General features: G+C 70.0%; 20 protein-coding genes. 14 read left to right on the top strand and 6 right to left on the bottom strand.

All coding sequences use genetic code 11. The annotated features are described in order from the left end of the window. Positions 1–91: 91 nt before the first annotated feature. Genes AC3IF1_RS13155 through AC3IF1_RS13190 form a run of 8 tightly spaced genes read left to right on the top strand, consistent with a single transcriptional unit; the run spans position 92 to position 5,692 of the window. Complete coding sequence (locus AC3IF1_RS13155) at positions 92–1,954, top strand: hypothetical protein (protein WP_489217894.1); 1,863 nt, start codon at positions 92–94, stop codon at positions 1,952–1,954. A gap of 3 nt (positions 1,955–1,957) precedes the next feature. Continuing rightward, entirely contained in the window at positions 1,958–2,389 is a 432-nt protein-coding gene (locus tag AC3IF1_RS13160; protein ID WP_489217895.1) for a hypothetical protein, read from the top strand. After that, a complete protein-coding gene (locus tag AC3IF1_RS13165) occupies positions 2,386–2,706 on the top strand; it encodes a hypothetical protein (protein ID WP_489217896.1) in 321 nt (106 codons plus the stop codon). The genes AC3IF1_RS13160 and AC3IF1_RS13165 overlap by 4 nt, the downstream gene beginning before the upstream one ends. Then, complete coding sequence (locus tag AC3IF1_RS13170; RefSeq protein ID WP_489217897.1) at positions 2,703–2,912, top strand: hypothetical protein; 210 nt, start codon at positions 2,703–2,705, stop codon at positions 2,910–2,912. The genes AC3IF1_RS13165 and AC3IF1_RS13170 overlap by 4 nt, the downstream gene beginning before the upstream one ends. Further along, positions 2,909–3,958 (top strand): hypothetical protein, encoded by a 1,050-nt coding sequence (locus tag AC3IF1_RS13175; RefSeq protein ID WP_489217898.1) that lies wholly within the window; start codon positions 2,909–2,911, stop codon positions 3,956–3,958. The genes AC3IF1_RS13170 and AC3IF1_RS13175 overlap by 4 nt, the downstream gene beginning before the upstream one ends. Next, a complete protein-coding gene (locus tag AC3IF1_RS13180) occupies positions 3,955–4,941 on the top strand; it encodes a hypothetical protein (protein ID WP_489217899.1) in 987 nt (328 codons plus the stop codon). Before AC3IF1_RS13175 ends, AC3IF1_RS13180 begins: the two co-directional genes overlap by 4 nt. Next, positions 4,938–5,492: a hypothetical protein gene (locus AC3IF1_RS13185; RefSeq protein ID WP_489217900.1), complete on the top strand. Its 555-nt coding sequence runs from the start codon at positions 4,938–4,940 to the stop codon at positions 5,490–5,492. The genes AC3IF1_RS13180 and AC3IF1_RS13185 overlap by 4 nt, the downstream gene beginning before the upstream one ends. Next, positions 5,492–5,692, top strand: coding sequence for a helix-turn-helix transcriptional regulator (locus AC3IF1_RS13190; RefSeq protein ID WP_489217901.1), 201 nt, complete (start codon positions 5,492–5,494; stop codon positions 5,690–5,692). The genes AC3IF1_RS13185 and AC3IF1_RS13190 overlap by 1 nt, the downstream gene beginning before the upstream one ends. Here the strand turns inward: AC3IF1_RS13190 and AC3IF1_RS13195 are convergent. After that, positions 5,609–6,811: a tyrosine-type recombinase/integrase gene (locus AC3IF1_RS13195; RefSeq protein WP_489217902.1), complete on the bottom strand. Its 1,203-nt coding sequence runs from the start codon at positions 6,809–6,811 to the stop codon at positions 5,609–5,611. The genes AC3IF1_RS13190 and AC3IF1_RS13195 overlap by 84 nt on opposite strands. A gap of 460 nt (positions 6,812–7,271) precedes the next feature. Here AC3IF1_RS13195 and AC3IF1_RS13200 point away from each other — a divergent pair, with 460 nt between their 5' ends. Both AC3IF1_RS13200 and AC3IF1_RS13205 read left to right on the top strand, forming a co-directional pair. Then, a complete protein-coding gene (locus AC3IF1_RS13200; protein ID WP_243967619.1) occupies positions 7,272–7,616 on the top strand; it encodes a hypothetical protein in 345 nt (114 codons plus the stop codon). A gap of 382 nt (positions 7,617–7,998) precedes the next feature. Then, the gene (locus tag AC3IF1_RS13205; RefSeq protein ID WP_489217903.1) at positions 7,999–8,193 is read left to right on the top strand and encodes a hypothetical protein; all 195 of its coding nucleotides are present in this window, start codon (positions 7,999–8,001) and stop codon (positions 8,191–8,193) included. 314 nt (positions 8,194–8,507) lie between these two features. On the opposite strand, the gene AC3IF1_RS13210 is transcribed toward AC3IF1_RS13205, so the two are convergent. The 3 genes from AC3IF1_RS13210 to AC3IF1_RS13220 form a co-directional block, all read right to left on the bottom strand. Then, positions 8,508–8,762 carry a hypothetical protein gene (locus AC3IF1_RS13210; protein WP_243967617.1) on the bottom strand — a complete coding sequence of 85 codons (255 nt, stop codon included), beginning with the start codon at positions 8,760–8,762 and terminating at the stop codon, positions 8,508–8,510. A 288-nt stretch (positions 8,763–9,050) separates the two neighbouring features. Continuing rightward, on the bottom strand, positions 9,051–10,403 hold the full coding sequence (locus tag AC3IF1_RS13215; protein WP_489217904.1) for a PQQ-dependent sugar dehydrogenase: 1,353 nt from the start codon (positions 10,401–10,403) through the stop codon (positions 9,051–9,053). After that, complete coding sequence (locus AC3IF1_RS13220) at positions 10,400–10,861, bottom strand: DUF2231 domain-containing protein (RefSeq protein WP_489217905.1); 462 nt, start codon at positions 10,859–10,861, stop codon at positions 10,400–10,402. Before AC3IF1_RS13220 ends, AC3IF1_RS13215 begins: the two co-directional genes overlap by 4 nt. Before the next feature lie 415 nt (positions 10,862–11,276). Here AC3IF1_RS13220 and AC3IF1_RS13225 point away from each other — a divergent pair, with 415 nt between their 5' ends. After that, complete coding sequence (locus tag AC3IF1_RS13225) at positions 11,277–11,519, top strand: hypothetical protein (RefSeq protein WP_489217906.1); 243 nt, start codon at positions 11,277–11,279, stop codon at positions 11,517–11,519. A gap of 92 nt (positions 11,520–11,611) precedes the next feature. On the opposite strand, the gene AC3IF1_RS13230 is transcribed toward AC3IF1_RS13225, so the two are convergent. Next, complete coding sequence (locus tag AC3IF1_RS13230) at positions 11,612–12,010, bottom strand: PRC-barrel domain-containing protein (RefSeq protein WP_243967613.1); 399 nt, start codon at positions 12,008–12,010, stop codon at positions 11,612–11,614. A gap of 224 nt (positions 12,011–12,234) precedes the next feature. Here AC3IF1_RS13230 and AC3IF1_RS13235 point away from each other — a divergent pair, with 224 nt between their 5' ends. Further along, a complete protein-coding gene (locus tag AC3IF1_RS13235) occupies positions 12,235–13,128 on the top strand; it encodes a DMT family transporter (RefSeq protein ID WP_489217907.1) in 894 nt (297 codons plus the stop codon). Between the two features lie 18 nt (positions 13,129–13,146). Here AC3IF1_RS13235 and AC3IF1_RS13240 read toward each other — a convergent pair whose 3' ends face one another. Then, the gene (locus tag AC3IF1_RS13240; RefSeq protein ID WP_489217908.1) at positions 13,147–14,067 is read right to left on the bottom strand and encodes a hypothetical protein; all 921 of its coding nucleotides are present in this window, start codon (positions 14,065–14,067) and stop codon (positions 13,147–13,149) included. A 164-nt stretch (positions 14,068–14,231) separates the two neighbouring features. On the opposite strand from AC3IF1_RS13240, the gene AC3IF1_RS13245 reads away from it, so the two are divergent. Together AC3IF1_RS13245 and AC3IF1_RS13250 are read left to right on the top strand one after the other, a co-directional pair. Further along, on the top strand, positions 14,232–14,795 hold the full coding sequence (locus AC3IF1_RS13245; RefSeq protein WP_489217909.1) for a nitroreductase family protein: 564 nt from the start codon (positions 14,232–14,234) through the stop codon (positions 14,793–14,795). 533 nt (positions 14,796–15,328) lie between these two features. After that, positions 15,329–15,958, top strand: coding sequence for a flavin reductase family protein (locus AC3IF1_RS13250; protein WP_489217910.1), 630 nt, complete (start codon positions 15,329–15,331; stop codon positions 15,956–15,958). Positions 15,959–15,965: the final 7 nt, after the last annotated feature.

Here is a 15,965-nt window from a genome sequence, read left to right on the forward strand (position 1 = left end):
GGCTCTCGCCAGCCTGGACCGCCAGCGAGAGCCTTACCCGCCCCACCCGGAGAGCAACCAAATGGAACAGGTAGCACCTGATACCACAGCCATGTCCGCCGGCCAGTCGCCGCAGACTGACTTGCCCGACGCGCAGCGCGATGCCGCGACGATCGCCATGCTTGTACCCAGTCATGCCGACCAGGTCGCGCGGGCCGGCCGCACCGGCGACGTGCTAGCCGCCTGCGGGATCGACCACCGCGACGGTACGGTCTCTTATTCCGACGCTCTTGGGAAGGTCGTGCGCCGGCCTATGGCACGGTGGATCGCCTTCAACGCCTTGCAAATGCACAGCCACCTGCAGGCTGAGATCGGACGCCAACGGGTGATCGCAAACGCCCTTCTCCTGGACGGCGACTATGAAGTGTGGGAGGCGCGCGCGCGTCGTGACCTTCGCGCCGACGCCGTGGCCGATCTGGCCTTCCGCCCCGAGGGGGCGTTCAGGGCTACCCAAGACCTGCGCAGCGGCGCCGAGCCCAGATCGCCGTCCAGGCGCGCCGCCGGAGACGCCGAACTGCTCGCCCTCGCCCTGGAGTGGGAGGCGGCCCGGGACGCCTACGACCAAGTTTCCGGGAGACAGAGCGCGATCACCGATGCGGCCATGGCCGACAATCACCCTGGCCCTTCTCCGGCAGGCTCCGGCCCTGACTGGCAGGCGTGGTTTCAGCGTTCCAAAGAATGGCGCGAGCGGACCGGCGTCGAGGCGGCCGAGGAGGCATCGGGAGAGGCATGCTGTGCGCTCGGCAAGATCGAGGACCGCATCGCCGAGTTGCCTGCGGCGTCGTTGGCAGGCCTGCGCCTCAAGGCTCGCGTCGCTCAGCGCAACGCGGACATCGAGATCGAGTGGCCGGACAAGCTGGGCGAGGGCCTGACCCGGGATCTGCTGGCGTTCACGGCAGCGCCCGATGTTGAATGGCACAATCCGCCACCCGGTTTCATGGCCTCGCCCGCTATCGAGCCCACGAACTTCGCCCGGGTCTCGCAAGGCCTGCAGATCGAGCTTCAGCGGCTGCGCGGCATCGCCTGGGCCGAGTTTCACCGCCGGACCGCAACCCTCGAGGAGCACATGGGCGAGGATGAGGCTCGCGTCCGGAAGGCCGAGATCCGAGCCGATCTGTTCCTGCCGGCGCTGACGGCCGCGGTCGACCTTGGCAGCACAGAGGCACAGGTCCTGTCGGCGCTCGCCAGACAACCCAGCTCCGACCCGGTGTTCGCGCTGATTGAGGAGCATCGCGCCGCCTATGCCGAATGGGATCGGCTGTCGGAGGTCTGGAGCGAGATGCTGGAGAGCGACCCCGGCTATGCCGAAGCGGTAGCGGCATCCGACGAGCCGGGTCGCCGCGAGGTTGCCGCCTACAACGCACTGTTCACGGCACAGCCGGCAACGCTGTCCGGTGTGATCGCTCTCACCGAGTACCTGCGGGAGGCCACGGACCGCGCCAGTGCAGCCGCCCAGCCGTCAGACGCCGTGCGTGGCCTGTCGGTCGCCGCGGACGCCCTGCGTGCGGTCCTTGCAACCCGAGAGGAGCGTTCCCGGCGAGATACCAACCTGGTCAGCATGCTCGACCTCGCGTCCGCCTCGCTGGAGGAACTGCAGTCACTTCACGACCTCGCCGACCAGGTCGGTGGCGTGGCCTATGCCCTGGTCTGGACGGGGCGCTGCAAGGCGCGTAGCCCGGGCAATCACTACAACGCCGCCGGCAAACTGATGCAGTGGCTCGGCGACGCCCTGACGGACGTGGAGACCGCGGCCAACGATGAGGCGCGTCGGCGTCGACCGGCGAACCGCGCCGACCGTGAGACCCGCCTAAAGATACTGGCCTTGCCGGTCCTCCAGAACGGTGATCCCGATCAGATCCAGGGCTTCGCCCGCGAGCTGCTGGCCTTCGCGGCAACCGAAAAGCGGGGAGCCTGAACGATGGTCTCCTCAGCAGCTCAGCAAGGTGTGCGCGGCTTGCAGATTATCATCCGCGCCGACGGCATCGAAACCCACATCGATGACATCTCCGCGGCGACGCAGGCCGAGGAGATCTATGGCGAGCTCGTCAATTCCATCATCCAAGTCGAGGAACAGCTTGAGGCTCACGGATCCGGTGAGCGGCCTCGCACGCCGGATTGGTTGCGCCGGGTCAACGTGGCCATCAAGCGGAAGCGCTACCAGCGCCCCATCCTGCAACAGCGCATCGCCGAGCAGGCAATTGAGGGAGATCCCGTCGTCTCCGCTAAGAACGCCAAGCGCAAGGCGTTCATCAACGCCGCCGAGGAGATGCTCGACGCCAAGCTGTTCGCGCAGATTTGGCAGCGCGCTCAGGAACTGTGCCCGGCTGCCTTTCCGGGAGCCCAGTCATGAGCGCGCTTCCGGTACATGACGCTATCGCTGCACACAGTGCGGCTTGGCACGCAGTGTTCGTGGCGCCTGCCGGTCCAGCGCTTCAGCGGGCTATGGACGCGTCGATCGACGCGTTCGACGTCCTGCTCGGCACGCCTGCCGGGTCTCAGCAGGGGGCGAGAGATCTGCTCGCCTATCTACGCTGGTGGCTCAGCGAGGTCGGGCCGTTCTCCGAGGCGCAGAAGCATTACCCGCCCGGATATTTTTTCGCCCAAGCTCGGGTAGCCGATCTTGCCATGCTGCTGTTTGCTCCGGCCAACGGGGAGCGTCCGCAATGAGCGCCGTCCCCCCTCAGGCTATCAGCGCCAGCATCCTCGCACTCGTGGCTTACGAACTGCGGGTCTACACCCTGGAGAACGGGGGGCGCCTCATCGATGCTGAAGACATGCAGCGGCTCGTCGCGGCCCTGGAGGCTGGGCGCGTCCGCCTCACGCCGGTCGACGCGAAACTGGTCCGGGACTTCCTGCGGGGAGGCACGGCATGATCGCCGTCAGCCCCCTTCACGTGGCGATCTCAGCCCATCGCGCTGCCTACGATGCCTTCCAAGTCGCGCCGGAGGGCGAGGACAGCGAGAACGCCAACTGCGAGATGCTGGACGCTCTCGACGCGTTGGTTGTGGCTGCCTGCGCGTTCCCCATTGTTGGCAAGCCGCTGCCTGACGCGGCTCAGGCTCTGCTGGCGCACCTGCAATGGTGGTTGTCTGACGAGGCGGTCAACGCCTCGGATTACCAGCCGGCCTACGGGATCCTCCTGGGACGCGCTGCGGATCTCGCGGCGGTGCTGGAGCCGCAAGGGTACGCACTGAAAGAGTATCCTTTGGCCGAACCCGATCCGATTATCGCCGCGATCGTGGCGGCCGACATGGCCAACGCCCTGCACACCGCATGCCTCGTTCACCTCGACGAGGACGACCAGCAGCAGGTCGAGCGTTGCAACGCGGCCGCCCAGGAAACCGACCGCACGTTCGAGGCTGTGCAGGCCATGATGCCCATCACCCTCGACGGCCTGCACGCTCTGACCCGGTTCTACGCTCGCGACGCCAAGCTCTACGACCGGTGCAGCGGCGGGAGCGAGTATCTGGCCCACGTCGCGCGGGCCCTGATAGCATGTGATTCACTTGGACGGTTTTCGTGGGTCCGGCAGCTAGAAGCGCAAGTCGGACAGGGGCTTAAGGTAGTGATTCCGCCGGGCGGAAATCAGCCCTGTTCCGCTGTCCCAGGCCAGGCCCGGGTCAACGCCGCGTGGCACGCCCTGCCGGCCGAGACCAAGGATCGGATCGGCATCATCGCCATCGATCTTGTGTTCCAAGCCTTCGTGCACGGGGACGCCTACGTGGCGACGGGCAGCCCGAAGGACCGCGCCGTGCCCGGTCGCAGCAAGGCGCATAAGGCGATCCGGGACGCGGCGGGCGAGGCAGAGACGGGGCGGTTGAACGAGCTGCACCGCGTCGTTGAGGCCGTGATCCCGAGCCTGTTCGGTCCGGAGGGTCAGAACCCAGACTGGGCAGTCGCGATGGGGGCAAGGCGATGAAGCGCCCGATCACGGCCCTCGCCGTCACCGATCTGACGCCGGCCACGCCACCGACGCCCAAGCCCGAGATCACCTGGATTGCGCCGTCCGAGCTACTGGTCGACGAGGCCTATCAGCGCGACCTGTCCGAGGCCTCGCGCAAGCTCATCCGGCGAATCGTCGAGGGATGGGACTGGCGGCGCCTCAAGCCGCCGATCGCCGCCTGGACCGAGGAGGGGCTTGAGGTCATCGACGGCCAGCACACCGCAATCGCGGCCGCCACGCACCCGGGTATCGACCTGATCCCGGTGGTGGTGGTCGACGCCGTGGCTCAGGCTGAGCGGGCGAGCGCATTCCTTGGACACAACCGGGACCGGCTCGGCGTCACGGCCGCGCAGATGCACGCCGCCGCGGTCACCGCCGGGGATCCGGACGCGGTCGCGGTCGACGAGGTCTGCCGGCAGGCGGATGTCACGGTGCTGCGGCTCCCGCCCGCCGGCGCCAAGTACAAGCCGCGCACGACGATCGCGGCCGCGGCGGTCCGCGCCATGGTGCTGGCCGAGACCGAGGCGGACGCCGTCTGGATCCTGCGCACGCTCGCCGACGGCGGGCTGGCCCCGATTACGGCAGCCCAGATCCGGGCGCTCCAGCACCTGATCGGCGACGATGACTTCGCCGAGGTCGATCGCGAGACCCTGGCCCGCGCGGTGACGGCGACGCCGATCAAGCCGGCCGAGCAGGAGGCGCGGGAGCACGCGGCGGTCCACTGCGTGCCGACGTGGCGCGGGCTTGCAGCCGTCTGGTTCAAGGCGGCACGGAAAGCCGGGCGCCGACCTCAGCCGCAGGAGAAAGTCTCACGCGCGCCGGTGCGCGGGACGATCCCGATACCGGACTGGGTTCCGGATTCCCTCGTGGAGGACTTCCGCGATGTCGCGCTGGCCGGCGGCGAAGAGGCCGCGGCCGCCCACGTGCGCAGGCTCAAACGGGAAGGGGAGACGGCATGATCTCGCAGGAGACCGCCGAGAGGATTTCCAAGCTGATCCTGCTGCTCGGCGCCACCAACGATGGTGAAGCGCTCGGTGCAGCACGGGCAATCGTCCGAACCCTGGATGGCGCGGGCCTGGACCTGCATGACCTCGCCACGGCCCTGGCACCTCGGGTTAATCGGGATGGGTATCTGGTCAATCCGGGCCCACAACCGTCGTCCGTGGCTGGTTGGAACTTCGCCAATCATTTCCGGGAGGGCAGAGCGGTCGACGAAGGGTCGAAGCTTCCCGGCGCGCCGGCCCTAAGCTTCGGATTGCCGCTGTACGGACCGGACGTGATCGAATCCTGGCAGGAGGTCGGACGTCACTGCCTGAAGCTCAATCGCGAGACACCGAAGAAGCACGGCGGCCGCAGCCTGCGGCCCGACGAGATCAGTCTGCTGGAGGACCTGCAGCGCGGGATTTGGCCGACCAATCAGAAGGCAGCGCACGCCGCCATCATCGTCGCCCGATGCCACCAGGCACGGGACGCCGCTCGCGCCGACACCAAGAAGAAGGATCGCACCTGATGCACGCCATCGATCCCGCGCGCACCGTGGTGCGCTTCCCCGACGTGTGCCGTGAGCTGGGCCTCAGCGCGACCACGCTCCGACGGCTGTGCCGGGAAGGGAAGGGGCCGCCGCTGCTACAGCTCAGCGAGCGCCGATCCGGGGTCCGGCGCGGCGAGCTCGACGCGTGGGTCGAGGGACTGAAGAAATACGGCCCATAGGTCGAGCGCCGCGCGCTTCTCCGGGTTGTAGAGGGCGTGGTTGTAGACGCCCGCCACGCCCGCCCGGGATCCCGAGATGTGGTTGAGCACCGCCTCGACGACGTGGGGTAGCACGCCTCGGTCGTTCATGCCGGTGGAGACAGTGCGGCGCAGGTCGTGCAGCCGCCAGTCCGCGACGCCGGAGCGCTTGTCGAGCGCCGCCTTCGCCTTCGAGAAGCCAGAGAACGCCCCGGCCCCGTCGCCAAACAGATAGGCCCGGCCGGAGATCGGCTGGATTCGCGCCAGGATGTCGAGGGCAGGGCGGGACAGCGGCACGTCGTGCGGCAGGGCGTTCTTGGTACGCGCGCCGGGCAGGTGCCAGATGCCGCCCGCGAGATCGAGCTCGGCCCAGGCGAGCCCCGCCACCTCCTCGCGCCGCTGGCCGGTGAGCAGGAGCAGCCGCACGATCCGGCCGAAGTCGTCGTCCCGGCAGGCCTGTAGCACCGCCGCGATCTCCTCGGGCTTCAGCACCCGGCGGCGCTTCTCCTCCTGCATCGTCTTCAGCGTGCCCACCACGGGATTGGTCTCGGCCGCCCCGGTGCCGATCAGCCACGCGTAGAAGGCCGACAGCGTCGCGCGCGCGCGGTTCGCAGCGTAGGGCCCGCTCTCCTCAGAGATGGTCGCGAGGCGCTCGGCGACCTTGGCGCGCGTGACGGCGTGCAGCGGCTCGCGGTGCAACGGCTTCCACGCGACCTGCATGTACCGCGTCGTATCCCGGAGCGAGCTGTCGCGGAGGCGCTTCTCGGCGGCCTTCAGGTACGGCTCGACCTTCGAGCCGAGCGTCACCGCGGCCCTGGCCTTGGCCAGCTGCTTCTCGGCGTGCGGATCCTCGCCGAGCTTGGCCCGGGCCAGCCGCTCGCTCGCCGCGCGCCGGGCGTCCGTGGCCGACAGCAGGGTCGCCCGGCCGAGCGTTTCGCGCTTCGTCTGCCCGAGGCTGTTCCGGTACTGGACGATCCACTGCCGCGAACCACCCCGGTTTACACACAGGCCGAAGCCCGGTAGGTCCGCGTCGAAGACCACGACTTGAGCCCGATCCGTCGGGAGGGGCACAGCCGCAGCGGTCTGGTTCGTCAGGCGCATTCCACTAATCACATACTAAGCACGCGGGATGCGCCCGGTGGTACGCAGCGGTTCGATAGTCAGAAGGTATCAGCGAATTATGCAGCGAAATCAACGCTCCGGGCCGGCCACTAAGCAACTAATTGACTCCACGGTGCCCGTAGCCTAGTCCTCTTAATCAGCGGGTCCTAGGTTCGAACCCTAGTGCGCCCACCATTACTTACAGACACGATGACCGTCGCGGATCCCGCAGATTGCTGCGGATACGTGCACCGTCGATGCCGCGGATGTGAGCGTCGGCATCGCACCTCGCTTTTTTCGGCCGGTCGGCAAGACCTGAACCCCGAGCCTCGAGGAGCCCGCCATCGTTGCCCTGCGGACCGCCGCTCTCCTCTGCTGCGCCCTGACGCTCGGCGGATGCCTGGGTCCGGCAGCGACGGCGCCGCCCGCCCTGGGTGCTCCGCCGCGGGCGGCCTCGACCGTGGCCCTTCCGCGCAGCACCGAGCCCGGGCAGTTGCTGAGGCCCGGCCTCGGGGCGGCCGCCGGGACCGGCGTGGACCCCGCGGCCCAGCTCGATGCCTCGATGCGCGAACGAGCCGCCTGGGCACCGCTGCGCGCGGGCGCAGTCGACCGGCCGGCCCTGGTCGCGGCCCGCAAGGGGAGCCGGTCAGGTTCCGGGGACGCGGCCGATCCGAACGGCATGGTCAGCACGCCGCCCGCTGCCGAAGCCCGGCCCGGCTCCCAGGCCCGGAACGCGAGCGCCACCATGGATCGCCTCGAGCGCGAGGGGCAGCAAACCGCCAAGCCGATCTGCGGCGGCTGCTGACCCCGGCACCGTTCGGCGCCGACGCGACGTCTCCGGGCGACGGGCCCGGCGCGCGACCCGGTCGGCTGCGGGCCCAAGACGGCGCCGCGCTCGTGTGCCGGAGCACGCCAATCCCGAACGGACGCGCTTACATCGGTGCCATGCCGCGAACACCGACGCGGACCCGATGGAGCCGACCGATGACCTTTACCACCCGCCTCACCCTCGCCGCCGCCGTCGCCGTGGCGACCGTCGCCGTCCTGGCCGGCACCTATGCCGAGATGCTCGACCGCGCCCTGCCGATGCATTTCGTCTGATCCCGCCGATGCGGATCGGATGAGCCTCATCATCCGACGCGCCGCCACCGGATGGCGGCGCGGCCGGACCTCAGGGGGATCGGACCATGAACTGGATCCTGCACAGGGTGGTCGACGGGGCGTTTCAGGTCGCCGACAGGCTCGACGGCCTGATCGCGGAAGCAATCCTCGGCTTCGGGGCTGCGGCACCGATGATCGGCGATCGGGGCGACGACGCGACCCTCAGCCCGCCCGGTCCGAACGAGGCGGTGGCGCCGTGCGGAATCGGATCGCGACCGTGAAGTCGTCGACCGATGATCCCACCACGCTAAGATGACGCCCTGAAACGCCGCGCACGCGCATCAGCGGCTCGACGCGCGACGCTGGCCTTCGCCCCGTCCGGCGCCGAGGCGCGCGGGTCGGCTACGGTCTGGCCGGCTATCCCTACGGGTACGACCCGTACGATGCCCCGCGCCCGTTCTTACGGGCCTTCCGGCTATGATCGCTGCCACGAAAGATAGGGGTACTGCGGATACTGACCGGTCCGCGGCTACGCCTCCGCCCGGCATCGGCCGGGCGGGGCTTCTCAACACCTATCGTCGGCGCCGAAGCTGGGTCAGCGGCCGGTCGAGCCGGGCTTCGCGCCGGATCCCGCGTCGTTCGCGCCGGTGCTGTTGGTGGTCCCGGAGCGGCTCAGCGACCCGGTCGACGGTCCGCTGCCCTTCGCCCCCGGCGTCGAGCCGGAACCGGCATCGTTCGGACCGGTGCTGTTGGCGGTCCCGGACCGGCTCATGCCGCTGCCGGTCTCGGCCGCCAGGGCGGGACTCGCGGCGGCGAGGAGGCCGGCGAGCGTGAGGGTAATGAGCTTCATGGCGTATGCTCCTCCGTTGCCGACGATCGTGCGCAGAACGCCGCCGCCGGTCCCGAGGGAAACACCGGGTCCGGGGTTGCTGTTCCTGGCCCCGGGGCCCGCGCGGCAGCCACACCGGACCGGATAGACGGTCAAGATCGCCCTGCGGGCTGAAGCCGCCCGCATCCGCGACACGATGCGGGCGAGGGCCCATGCCGGCCGGGGCAGACCATCGGAGCCAGTCCCGGCAGCGTCGATCGTGGCGGGTGGACGGGACCCGATCGACGCCGCGCACCCCTTACGGTGAGCTCAGCGGAGGATGGGGTTCTGCCCCGTGCCCGGCCCGGCATCCGACTGCGAAGCCGCACCCGTCACCCGCCAGACCGTGCCGCCGGCATCGTCGGCGATGAGGAGGGCGCCGTGGCTGTCGACGGCAAGGCCGACCGGCCGCCCCTTCGCCTCGCGCCCGTCGGTCACGAACCCGGTAACCACGTCCCGGGCCTTGCCGGAGGGCTTGCCGTTCTCGAAGGGGATGTAGACCACCTTGTAGCCGTTCAGCGGGTTCCGGTCCCAGCTCCCGTGCTCGCCCACGAACGCGCCGCCGTGGTAGGTCTGGGGCAGGGCGGACCCCGTGTAGAAGGTCATCCCGAGTGGGGCCACGTGTGAGCTCACGGAATAGTCGGGCATGATCGCCGCGGCGACCAGGTCGGGGCGCTGGGGCATCACCCGGGGATCGACGTGCTGGCCCCAGTAGCTGTAGGGCCAGCCGTAGAAGCCGCCATCCTTCACCGAGGTCATGTAGTCGGGCACGAGATCGGGCCCGAGTTCGTCGCGCTCGTTCACCACGCACCAGAGCGTCCCGGTCTGCGGCTCGAAGGTCAGGCCGTTCGGGTTGCGCAGGCCGGTGGCGTAGAGCCGGTGCGCGCCGGTCGCCCGGTCGATCTCCCAGATCGCCGCCCGGTCCTTCTCCTCGTCGATGCCGTTCTCGGTGACATTGCTGTTCGATCCGACACCGGCATAGAGTTTGGTCCCGTCGGGACTCGCGGTCAGACTCTTGGTCCAATGATGGTTGATGTGGCCCGCCGGCAGCTCCGTGAGCTTGACGCCGGGTTGCGTGATCGTCGTCGCGCCGGTCGTGTAGGGATAGCGCATCACCGCGTCGGTATCGGCGACGTAGAGGTCGTTGCCGACCAGCGCCATCCCGAAGGGTGAGTTCTGCTTGTCGAGGAGGACGGAGCGCTGTTCCGGCACGCCGTCGCCGTCCGCGTCCCGCAACAGCGTGATGCGCTGACCGGGCGTCTCGGCGGAATGCGACTTCGCCTCCAGCCAGCCCATGATGATCTCCTTGGGCCGGTTGATCGGCGGCGTCGGGCCGCCGCTCTCCGCCACGAGGATGTCGCCGTTCGGCAGGACCAGGATCGAGCGCGGATTCTTCAGGCCGGTGGCGAGCGCCTTCACCTGGTGTCCCGGGGCGACCTGCGGCGTCTCCCCGTCCTTCCAGCCGACGGCGCTGGAGACGTGCATCGGCGGAAGCAGATACTGGTGCGGTTCGGGCAGGGGCGGGTTCGGCCCGACCTGGGTCTGCGGATCGATGGGATCCGGCCCGCAGGCGGAGAGCGGCAGCAGGAACGCGGCGGCGAGGATCTGTCGACGGCGGGTCATGCCCGGTCTCCCATTCGTACGCTGACTCCGTGGCGGTGAACCAGGGCCGCCCCGCTCCAGCCGGTGACCAGGAGGATCAGCACCACCGCGGTTGACAGAAGCAGCCCGGTTGGCACGACGGACGTGTAGGCGTCGCGGCTGTGCACGAAGACGTTGACGATGCTGAGCCCCAGCGCCACGGCATTGCCGGCGGCGTGGATCCAGGCGGTCCGGAGTTGCCGGATGCGGCGGTCGCCGAAGAAATCGACCAAACCGGCGAGCACCGCCAGGGCCGAACCGATCAGCCCGACGCTCAGGAGCCAGGCGGAAAAATTCGCCCACTGCATGTTGGCGGTGAGCCAGTAGGCGATGTCGGTCACCCAGGTCCCGAGGAAACACACGATCGGGATCGGGACCAGCATCGCGTGGATCGGGTGTCCGGCGACCTGGGCGGTCGCGTGCGGAGGGGTCTGAACCAAGCTGGGATCCTCGTCGCACGATCCGGCCGCGCGGTGTTTGATCTACCGTCGGTCTCCGCAATTGTTCCGGGACCGACACCCGGTCCGGGACAAACCCGGATCACGGACGCGTGTCGAACGCGGCTGCAGCCGTTTCAGGGCCCGGCGCGCCGGCATTCGCGGCAATTACTTCAGCACACCGAGAGTCAGAGCGGCCTGCGTCACCGGGATCGGGTCGATCGCCAGCCCGGCGCCGCTCGAATGCCCCGAACGCCGCTGCGCTCCGAACCCCCGGCCTACCACGTTTCGAGGATGCCGAATCCTTGCGAACCGTCAGAACGTTATTGCCGGCATCACTATTGCCCAAATGCCCAGGCATCGCCATTTCTTGTCTCTAAACCGGACAAGCGGTGGATCGCAGTCCAGGATTGAGCCAATGGCGTCCGGAACACTTGTTAAGCCGCTCGATGTAGGGGGTCCGATCAGCCGCCGCGCTGCCGCGCTGGCCAATGCGAAGTGGTTCCGCGCCCTCGCCTGGCGGACCCTGCGGGACGGCGGCCCGCAGGCCGAACTCCGGGCCGCCAATGCACGGGCCGCGGCGCGTATCATCCTCAGGCAGGCCAAGCGGGAGGCGGTGGTCGCCAGCCTGGCACGCGCGGCGCTCGAAGGCCACGTCTGAGCCGACCTCTGCCCCATGGAGCAGAGGCGGTTCGGCGTCGCCGGCAACGCGCCGTTCCCACCCGCCGCGCGGGCAGGAACGGCGCGCATCGCTCAGCGCTTGAACTTGCCGTCGTACTTGAACTCGGGGGCGGCCTTCAGCTGATCCTTGCTGGCGCCGATGATCGCCTTCCACTTCTTGGCGTCGGCGTCGTAGCCGAGCGCGATCGAGGCGGGCGAGACCGCGACGTAGTGCTCGCCCATCCCGAGGAAGCCGCCGACCGAGACGATGTAGCCGACGAGCTTCTCGTGCTCGATCGCGAGATCCTTGATCTCGCCGACGGTGTTGTTCTGCGCATCCGTCACGTTGAGGCCGATCAGGTTGTAGCTGAGGACCGCGTCCTGGGGGACCGACTCGAACTTCGGCGCGACGGTCGCGGGCGCGTCCTTGGCGGCGAGGGCAGGTCCGGTCAGGGCAGCGGCGGCGAGGGCAGCGAGGACGAGGCGGCGCATCGAGACATCTCCAGAAACCCGAAATGGGTGGCTTGTAAGCCCGCAGCCGCCGCATCGTTCCGGCGCGGCACAGAAATGTTAACGCCCAACACATGGAACCAGTGCGCAGCGGCGCGGCACCGTACCGAACGGGGGCCCGGACAGTTCGGTGGTCGCGCCGGCCGTCGTCCCTGGCTGGCGCGCGCCACCCGTGTCACGCCGCCGGGCCTGACCGGGCGGGTTGCATGGCGGGACGTTCGAGTCAGACGGCATCGGCGCAGCGCGGCACCGCAGGGCCCTGGATCGACGGGCTCATCGGCGTCGCCATCTTCAGCGCCTCGCTGGTGGCCACGCGCCTCGCATTGACCGGGATGGACGCGCTGTTCCTCAGCGCGGCCCGGGCCGCCCTGGCGGGCCTCGCCGGGGCGGCCGCGCTCGCGGCCTTCCGCGAGAAACGGCCCCGCGGCGGCGACATGCCGGCGCTCGCCATCGTGGCCGCGGGGGTGGTGGTCGGCTTCCCGCTGCTCACGGCGCTCGCCCTGCGGACGGTCGGGGCCGCCCACGGTACGGTCTTCGTCGGGCTGCTGCCGCTCGCCACCGCGTTGTTCGGGGCCCTCCGCTCGGGGGAGCGGCCGTCCCGGGCCTTCTGGCTGCTGTCGCTCTGCGGCGCGCTGGTCACCGTCGGCTTCGCCGCGCGGGGGCTCGACGGACCGCCGGGGCCCGGCGACGCCCTGATGCTCGCCGCGATCCTGGTCTGCGGTCTCGGCTATGCCGAGGGCGGCGTCCTGGCCCGGCGGCTCGGCGGCTGGCAGGTGATCGCCTGGGCCACGGTCCTGTCGCTGCCGGTGAGCCTGCCGCTGGCCCTGATCCTGAGCCCGGCCGAGCCCGCGGCGATCCCGATGCCGGCCTGGGCGGGCCTCGCCTACGTGGCGCTGTTCAGCATGCTGATCGGGTTCGTGTTCTGGTACCGGGCGCTGGCCCGGGGCGGGATCGCCGCGATCGGCCAGCTCCAGCTGCTGCAGCCGTTCCTCGGCCTCGGCGTCGCCGCCCTCGTGCTGGGCGAGCGGATCGAGCCCGCGATGATCGGCGCCGCCGCGGCGGTCGCGCTCTGCGTGGCGCTGGCGCGGCGGTTCGCCTGACGGGACGCCAGGCGAGCCTCAGCCCGCCTTGGCCACGACCTCGATGTCCCGGTCCAGCCCGCTCTCGACCTTGAACTCGCGGGTGTAGACCTGCCCGTCGTGGCGGGCGATCAGCACGTAGTCGCCCTCGGCCAGGGTCACCTGCGGGAACGCGCCGATCGCCTCGCGGATCGTGTCGCCGCCGGGCGTCAGGACGGAGAATGCCGTGCCGGCGAAGGCCTCCGCCCCGGGCGCCGCCACGAGCTTGAGGGTCACCGTGGCGGCACGGTGGTTGAGGGTCGCCTCCGTGACCTTGCCGTTCTCGACCCGGAGGTCGGCGCGCTGGATGGCGTTCGACTCCCCGTAGGTCGACACCACGTGGTAGGTGCCTTCGGGCAGCCGCAGCAATTCGCCGGCCTTGATGCCCGCGCGCACGAGCCGGCCCTCGGAATTGGTCCCCACCGGCACGAAGACCGAGAACGACAGCTCGGCGGGGGCGATCTTCTGGTCGCCGACGGCGCCCGACAGCTTCAGGGCGCCGGCCGCGACGCGCAGGGTGTCGGTGATCGGCTGGCCCGCCATGACGATCCGCTTCGACGCGCTGGCGAAGCCGTAGGTCACGGTGGCGACGTAGGAACCGGACGCGAGGGTGAAGTGCGGCTCCGCCTCGGTCGAGCGTGCCACGATCGACGGCCGGGTGCCGTCGCCGCGATCCTCGTAGATCCGCCAGGCGAGGCCCTGGCGCAGCGCGACCCCGGGTCCCGACAGGAGCGCCGACAGGGACAGCGGCGCCTCCGGCTCGATGGCCGGGAGGGCGGGCGGCAGGTCCGGCGTCGTGATCGACGGGGAGGGCAGGGGACCGCCGAGGCGATTCTGAAGGGGATCCTGCGCGCGCGCGGGCGTGAGACCGGCTCCCGTCACGAGAATCGCCAACATCGTCGCGGCAAGCCTCGTGCCCATCGATCGGCCCCTCTCCCATCTGCCCCGCGGCGCACCGGACGGGGTTCCGTCGGCGGATCGCCCGCCGCCTGTGCCTCCGGACCATGGCGGCGGCAAGGCCGCCCTTCCAACGGGGACCCGCGCATGCCACATCCCGGCCGGGACGCGATACCGGGACGGAGCCCATGACCGCCACCCTCGATCTCCTGAAGACCCGCCGCTCGGTGCCGCCGCCGCTGCTGGACGAGCCCGGCCCGGACCGGGTGCAGCTCGAGACGATCCTTGCGGCGGCCTCCCGCGTGCCCGATCACGGCAAGCTGGCGCCCTGGCGCTTCCTCGTGATCGCCGGCGCGGCGCGGGACCGGGTCGGCGCACTCATCGCCGACGCCTTCGCGGCGGACAATCCGGATGCCGCCCCCGAGCGCCTGGCGCAGGAGCGGGCCCGGCTGACTCATGCCCCCCTCGTCGTCGCGGTGGTGTCGCGCGCCGCGCCGCACGTGAAGATCCCCGAATGGGAGCAGGTGCTCTCCGCGGGGGCCGCCACCATGAACCTCGTGATCGCGGCCAACGCGGCCGGGTTCGCCACCTCCTGGCTGACGGAGTGGTTCGCCTACGACCGCCGCGTCCTCGACGCGCTGGGCCTGGCCCCCTGGGAGAAGCTCGCGGGCTTCGTCCATATCGGCCAAGCCCGCGACGTGCCCGCCGATCGCCCGCGGCCGGCGCTGGACGAGGTCGTCACCTACCTCTGAGCCCGCGCGTGCCGGGATCCTTCGCGCTCCAGCGCGGCGTGGGGTTGGCTGATCGAGGTATTCCCGCCGGAGAAGCCGGGCCGCCAACGCTGTGTGCCTCTCCAGCCCTTCGCTGTGGGCTACCGGATTCCCGAATCTCGGCCGGAGCCTGCTCTCCTCCCCCTTGCGGGGAGGAGGCGGAGATGGGGGTCGTACAGAATCGAGCGTCCTGGTGCCTTCTGCACCACCCCCACCCCTGACCCTCCCCGCAAGGGGGAGGGGAAAGCGTTTTCGTCTCAACGCGTTGGCGTTACGTATGGACGGGGGAATCCGGTAGCCGCAGCGGGCGCTTGGCGGGTCTCCGCGGCAGGTCCTCGCCAGCGGCGGACGTGACGGCGCTGCCGCCGGAGAGGCGCAACCATCGTCGCCTTGCGGGATCGATCCGGCGATCGGACTCCATCGCGCAGCGTTCGATCGCGATCATGCGTTAAGGACGGTCTGCGTCGCTGCCGGCCGGTCCACGCTGGGCCGGGAGCGCTTTGGAGAGGCCGCCCGTGCATTACGATCTCGACGTCCCGCGGGAGGCGCGCGCGCTTCCGCACAACCCGCTCAAGGCGATCGTCGCGCCCCGGCCGATCGGCTGGATCAGCGCCATGAGCCGCGACGGCAAGCTCAACCTCGCGCCCTACTCGTTCTTCAATGCCGTGGCGGACAACATGGTCGCGTTCTCGTCCTCGGGCCGCAAGGACGCCATGACCTTCGCCGAGGAGGGCAAGGAATTCGTCTGCAACCTCGCCACCTGGGACCTGCGCGACGGGATGAACGATTCCTCGGCGCCGCTGCCGCGCGGGGAGAGCGAATTCGCCTTCGCCAACCTCGCCACCGCCCCGTCGCGCAAGGTGCACCCGCCCCGGGTCGCGGCCTCGCCGGCCGCCCTCGAATGCCGGTGGCTGCAGACCGTCCCGCTGGTGCCGCTCGACGGCGGCGCGGCCGAGAACTTCCTGGTCATCGGCCAGGTGGTCTCGATCTATGTCGACGCGGCCTACGTGAAGGACGGGATGGTCGATACCGGCGCGATGCACCCCATCATGCGCGGCGGATACTTCGACTACTTCCAGGCGACGGCGGACACGCGGTTCCAGATGCGCCGGCCGAAGGGGGCGGGCGAGTTCTCGGGATCCTGAAACCGGA

The organism is Methylobacterium sp. E-012 (assembly GCF_057836545.1).

What these genes read in the sequence shown, in the direction of transcription:
- AC3IF1_RS13175 (WP_489217898.1), top strand. Translation starts at nt 2,909, where the DNA reads ATGATCGCCGTCAGCCCCCTTCACGTGGCGATCTCAGCCCATCGCGCT.
- AC3IF1_RS13215 (WP_489217904.1), bottom strand. Translation starts at nt 10,403, where the DNA reads ATGACCCGCCGTCGACAGATCCTCGCCGCCGCGTTCCTGCTGCCGCTC.
- AC3IF1_RS13230 (WP_243967613.1), bottom strand. Translation starts at nt 12,010, where the DNA reads ATGCGCCGCCTCGTCCTCGCTGCCCTCGCCGCCGCTGCCCTGACCGGA.
- AC3IF1_RS13180 (WP_489217899.1), top strand. Translation starts at nt 3,955, where the DNA reads ATGAAGCGCCCGATCACGGCCCTCGCCGTCACCGATCTGACGCCGGCC.
- AC3IF1_RS13185 (WP_489217900.1), top strand. Translation starts at nt 4,938, where the DNA reads ATGATCTCGCAGGAGACCGCCGAGAGGATTTCCAAGCTGATCCTGCTG.
- AC3IF1_RS13195 (WP_489217902.1), bottom strand. Translation starts at nt 6,811, where the DNA reads ATGCGCCTGACGAACCAGACCGCTGCGGCTGTGCCCCTCCCGACGGAT.
- AC3IF1_RS13205 (WP_489217903.1), top strand. Translation starts at nt 7,999, where the DNA reads ATGAACTGGATCCTGCACAGGGTGGTCGACGGGGCGTTTCAGGTCGCC.
- AC3IF1_RS13235 (WP_489217907.1), top strand. Translation starts at nt 12,235, where the DNA reads ATGGCGGGACGTTCGAGTCAGACGGCATCGGCGCAGCGCGGCACCGCA.
- AC3IF1_RS13165 (WP_489217896.1), top strand. Translation starts at nt 2,386, where the DNA reads ATGAGCGCGCTTCCGGTACATGACGCTATCGCTGCACACAGTGCGGCT.
- AC3IF1_RS13225 (WP_489217906.1), top strand. Translation starts at nt 11,277, where the DNA reads ATGGCGTCCGGAACACTTGTTAAGCCGCTCGATGTAGGGGGTCCGATC.
- AC3IF1_RS13210 (WP_243967617.1), bottom strand. Translation starts at nt 8,762, where the DNA reads ATGAAGCTCATTACCCTCACGCTCGCCGGCCTCCTCGCCGCCGCGAGT.
- AC3IF1_RS13155 (WP_489217894.1), top strand. Translation starts at nt 92, where the DNA reads ATGTCCGCCGGCCAGTCGCCGCAGACTGACTTGCCCGACGCGCAGCGC.
- AC3IF1_RS13170 (WP_489217897.1), top strand. Translation starts at nt 2,703, where the DNA reads ATGAGCGCCGTCCCCCCTCAGGCTATCAGCGCCAGCATCCTCGCACTC.
- AC3IF1_RS13190 (WP_489217901.1), top strand. Translation starts at nt 5,492, where the DNA reads ATGCACGCCATCGATCCCGCGCGCACCGTGGTGCGCTTCCCCGACGTG.
- AC3IF1_RS13160 (WP_489217895.1), top strand. Translation starts at nt 1,958, where the DNA reads ATGGTCTCCTCAGCAGCTCAGCAAGGTGTGCGCGGCTTGCAGATTATC.
- AC3IF1_RS13245 (WP_489217909.1), top strand. Translation starts at nt 14,232, where the DNA reads ATGACCGCCACCCTCGATCTCCTGAAGACCCGCCGCTCGGTGCCGCCG.
- AC3IF1_RS13240 (WP_489217908.1), bottom strand. Translation starts at nt 14,067, where the DNA reads ATGGGCACGAGGCTTGCCGCGACGATGTTGGCGATTCTCGTGACGGGA.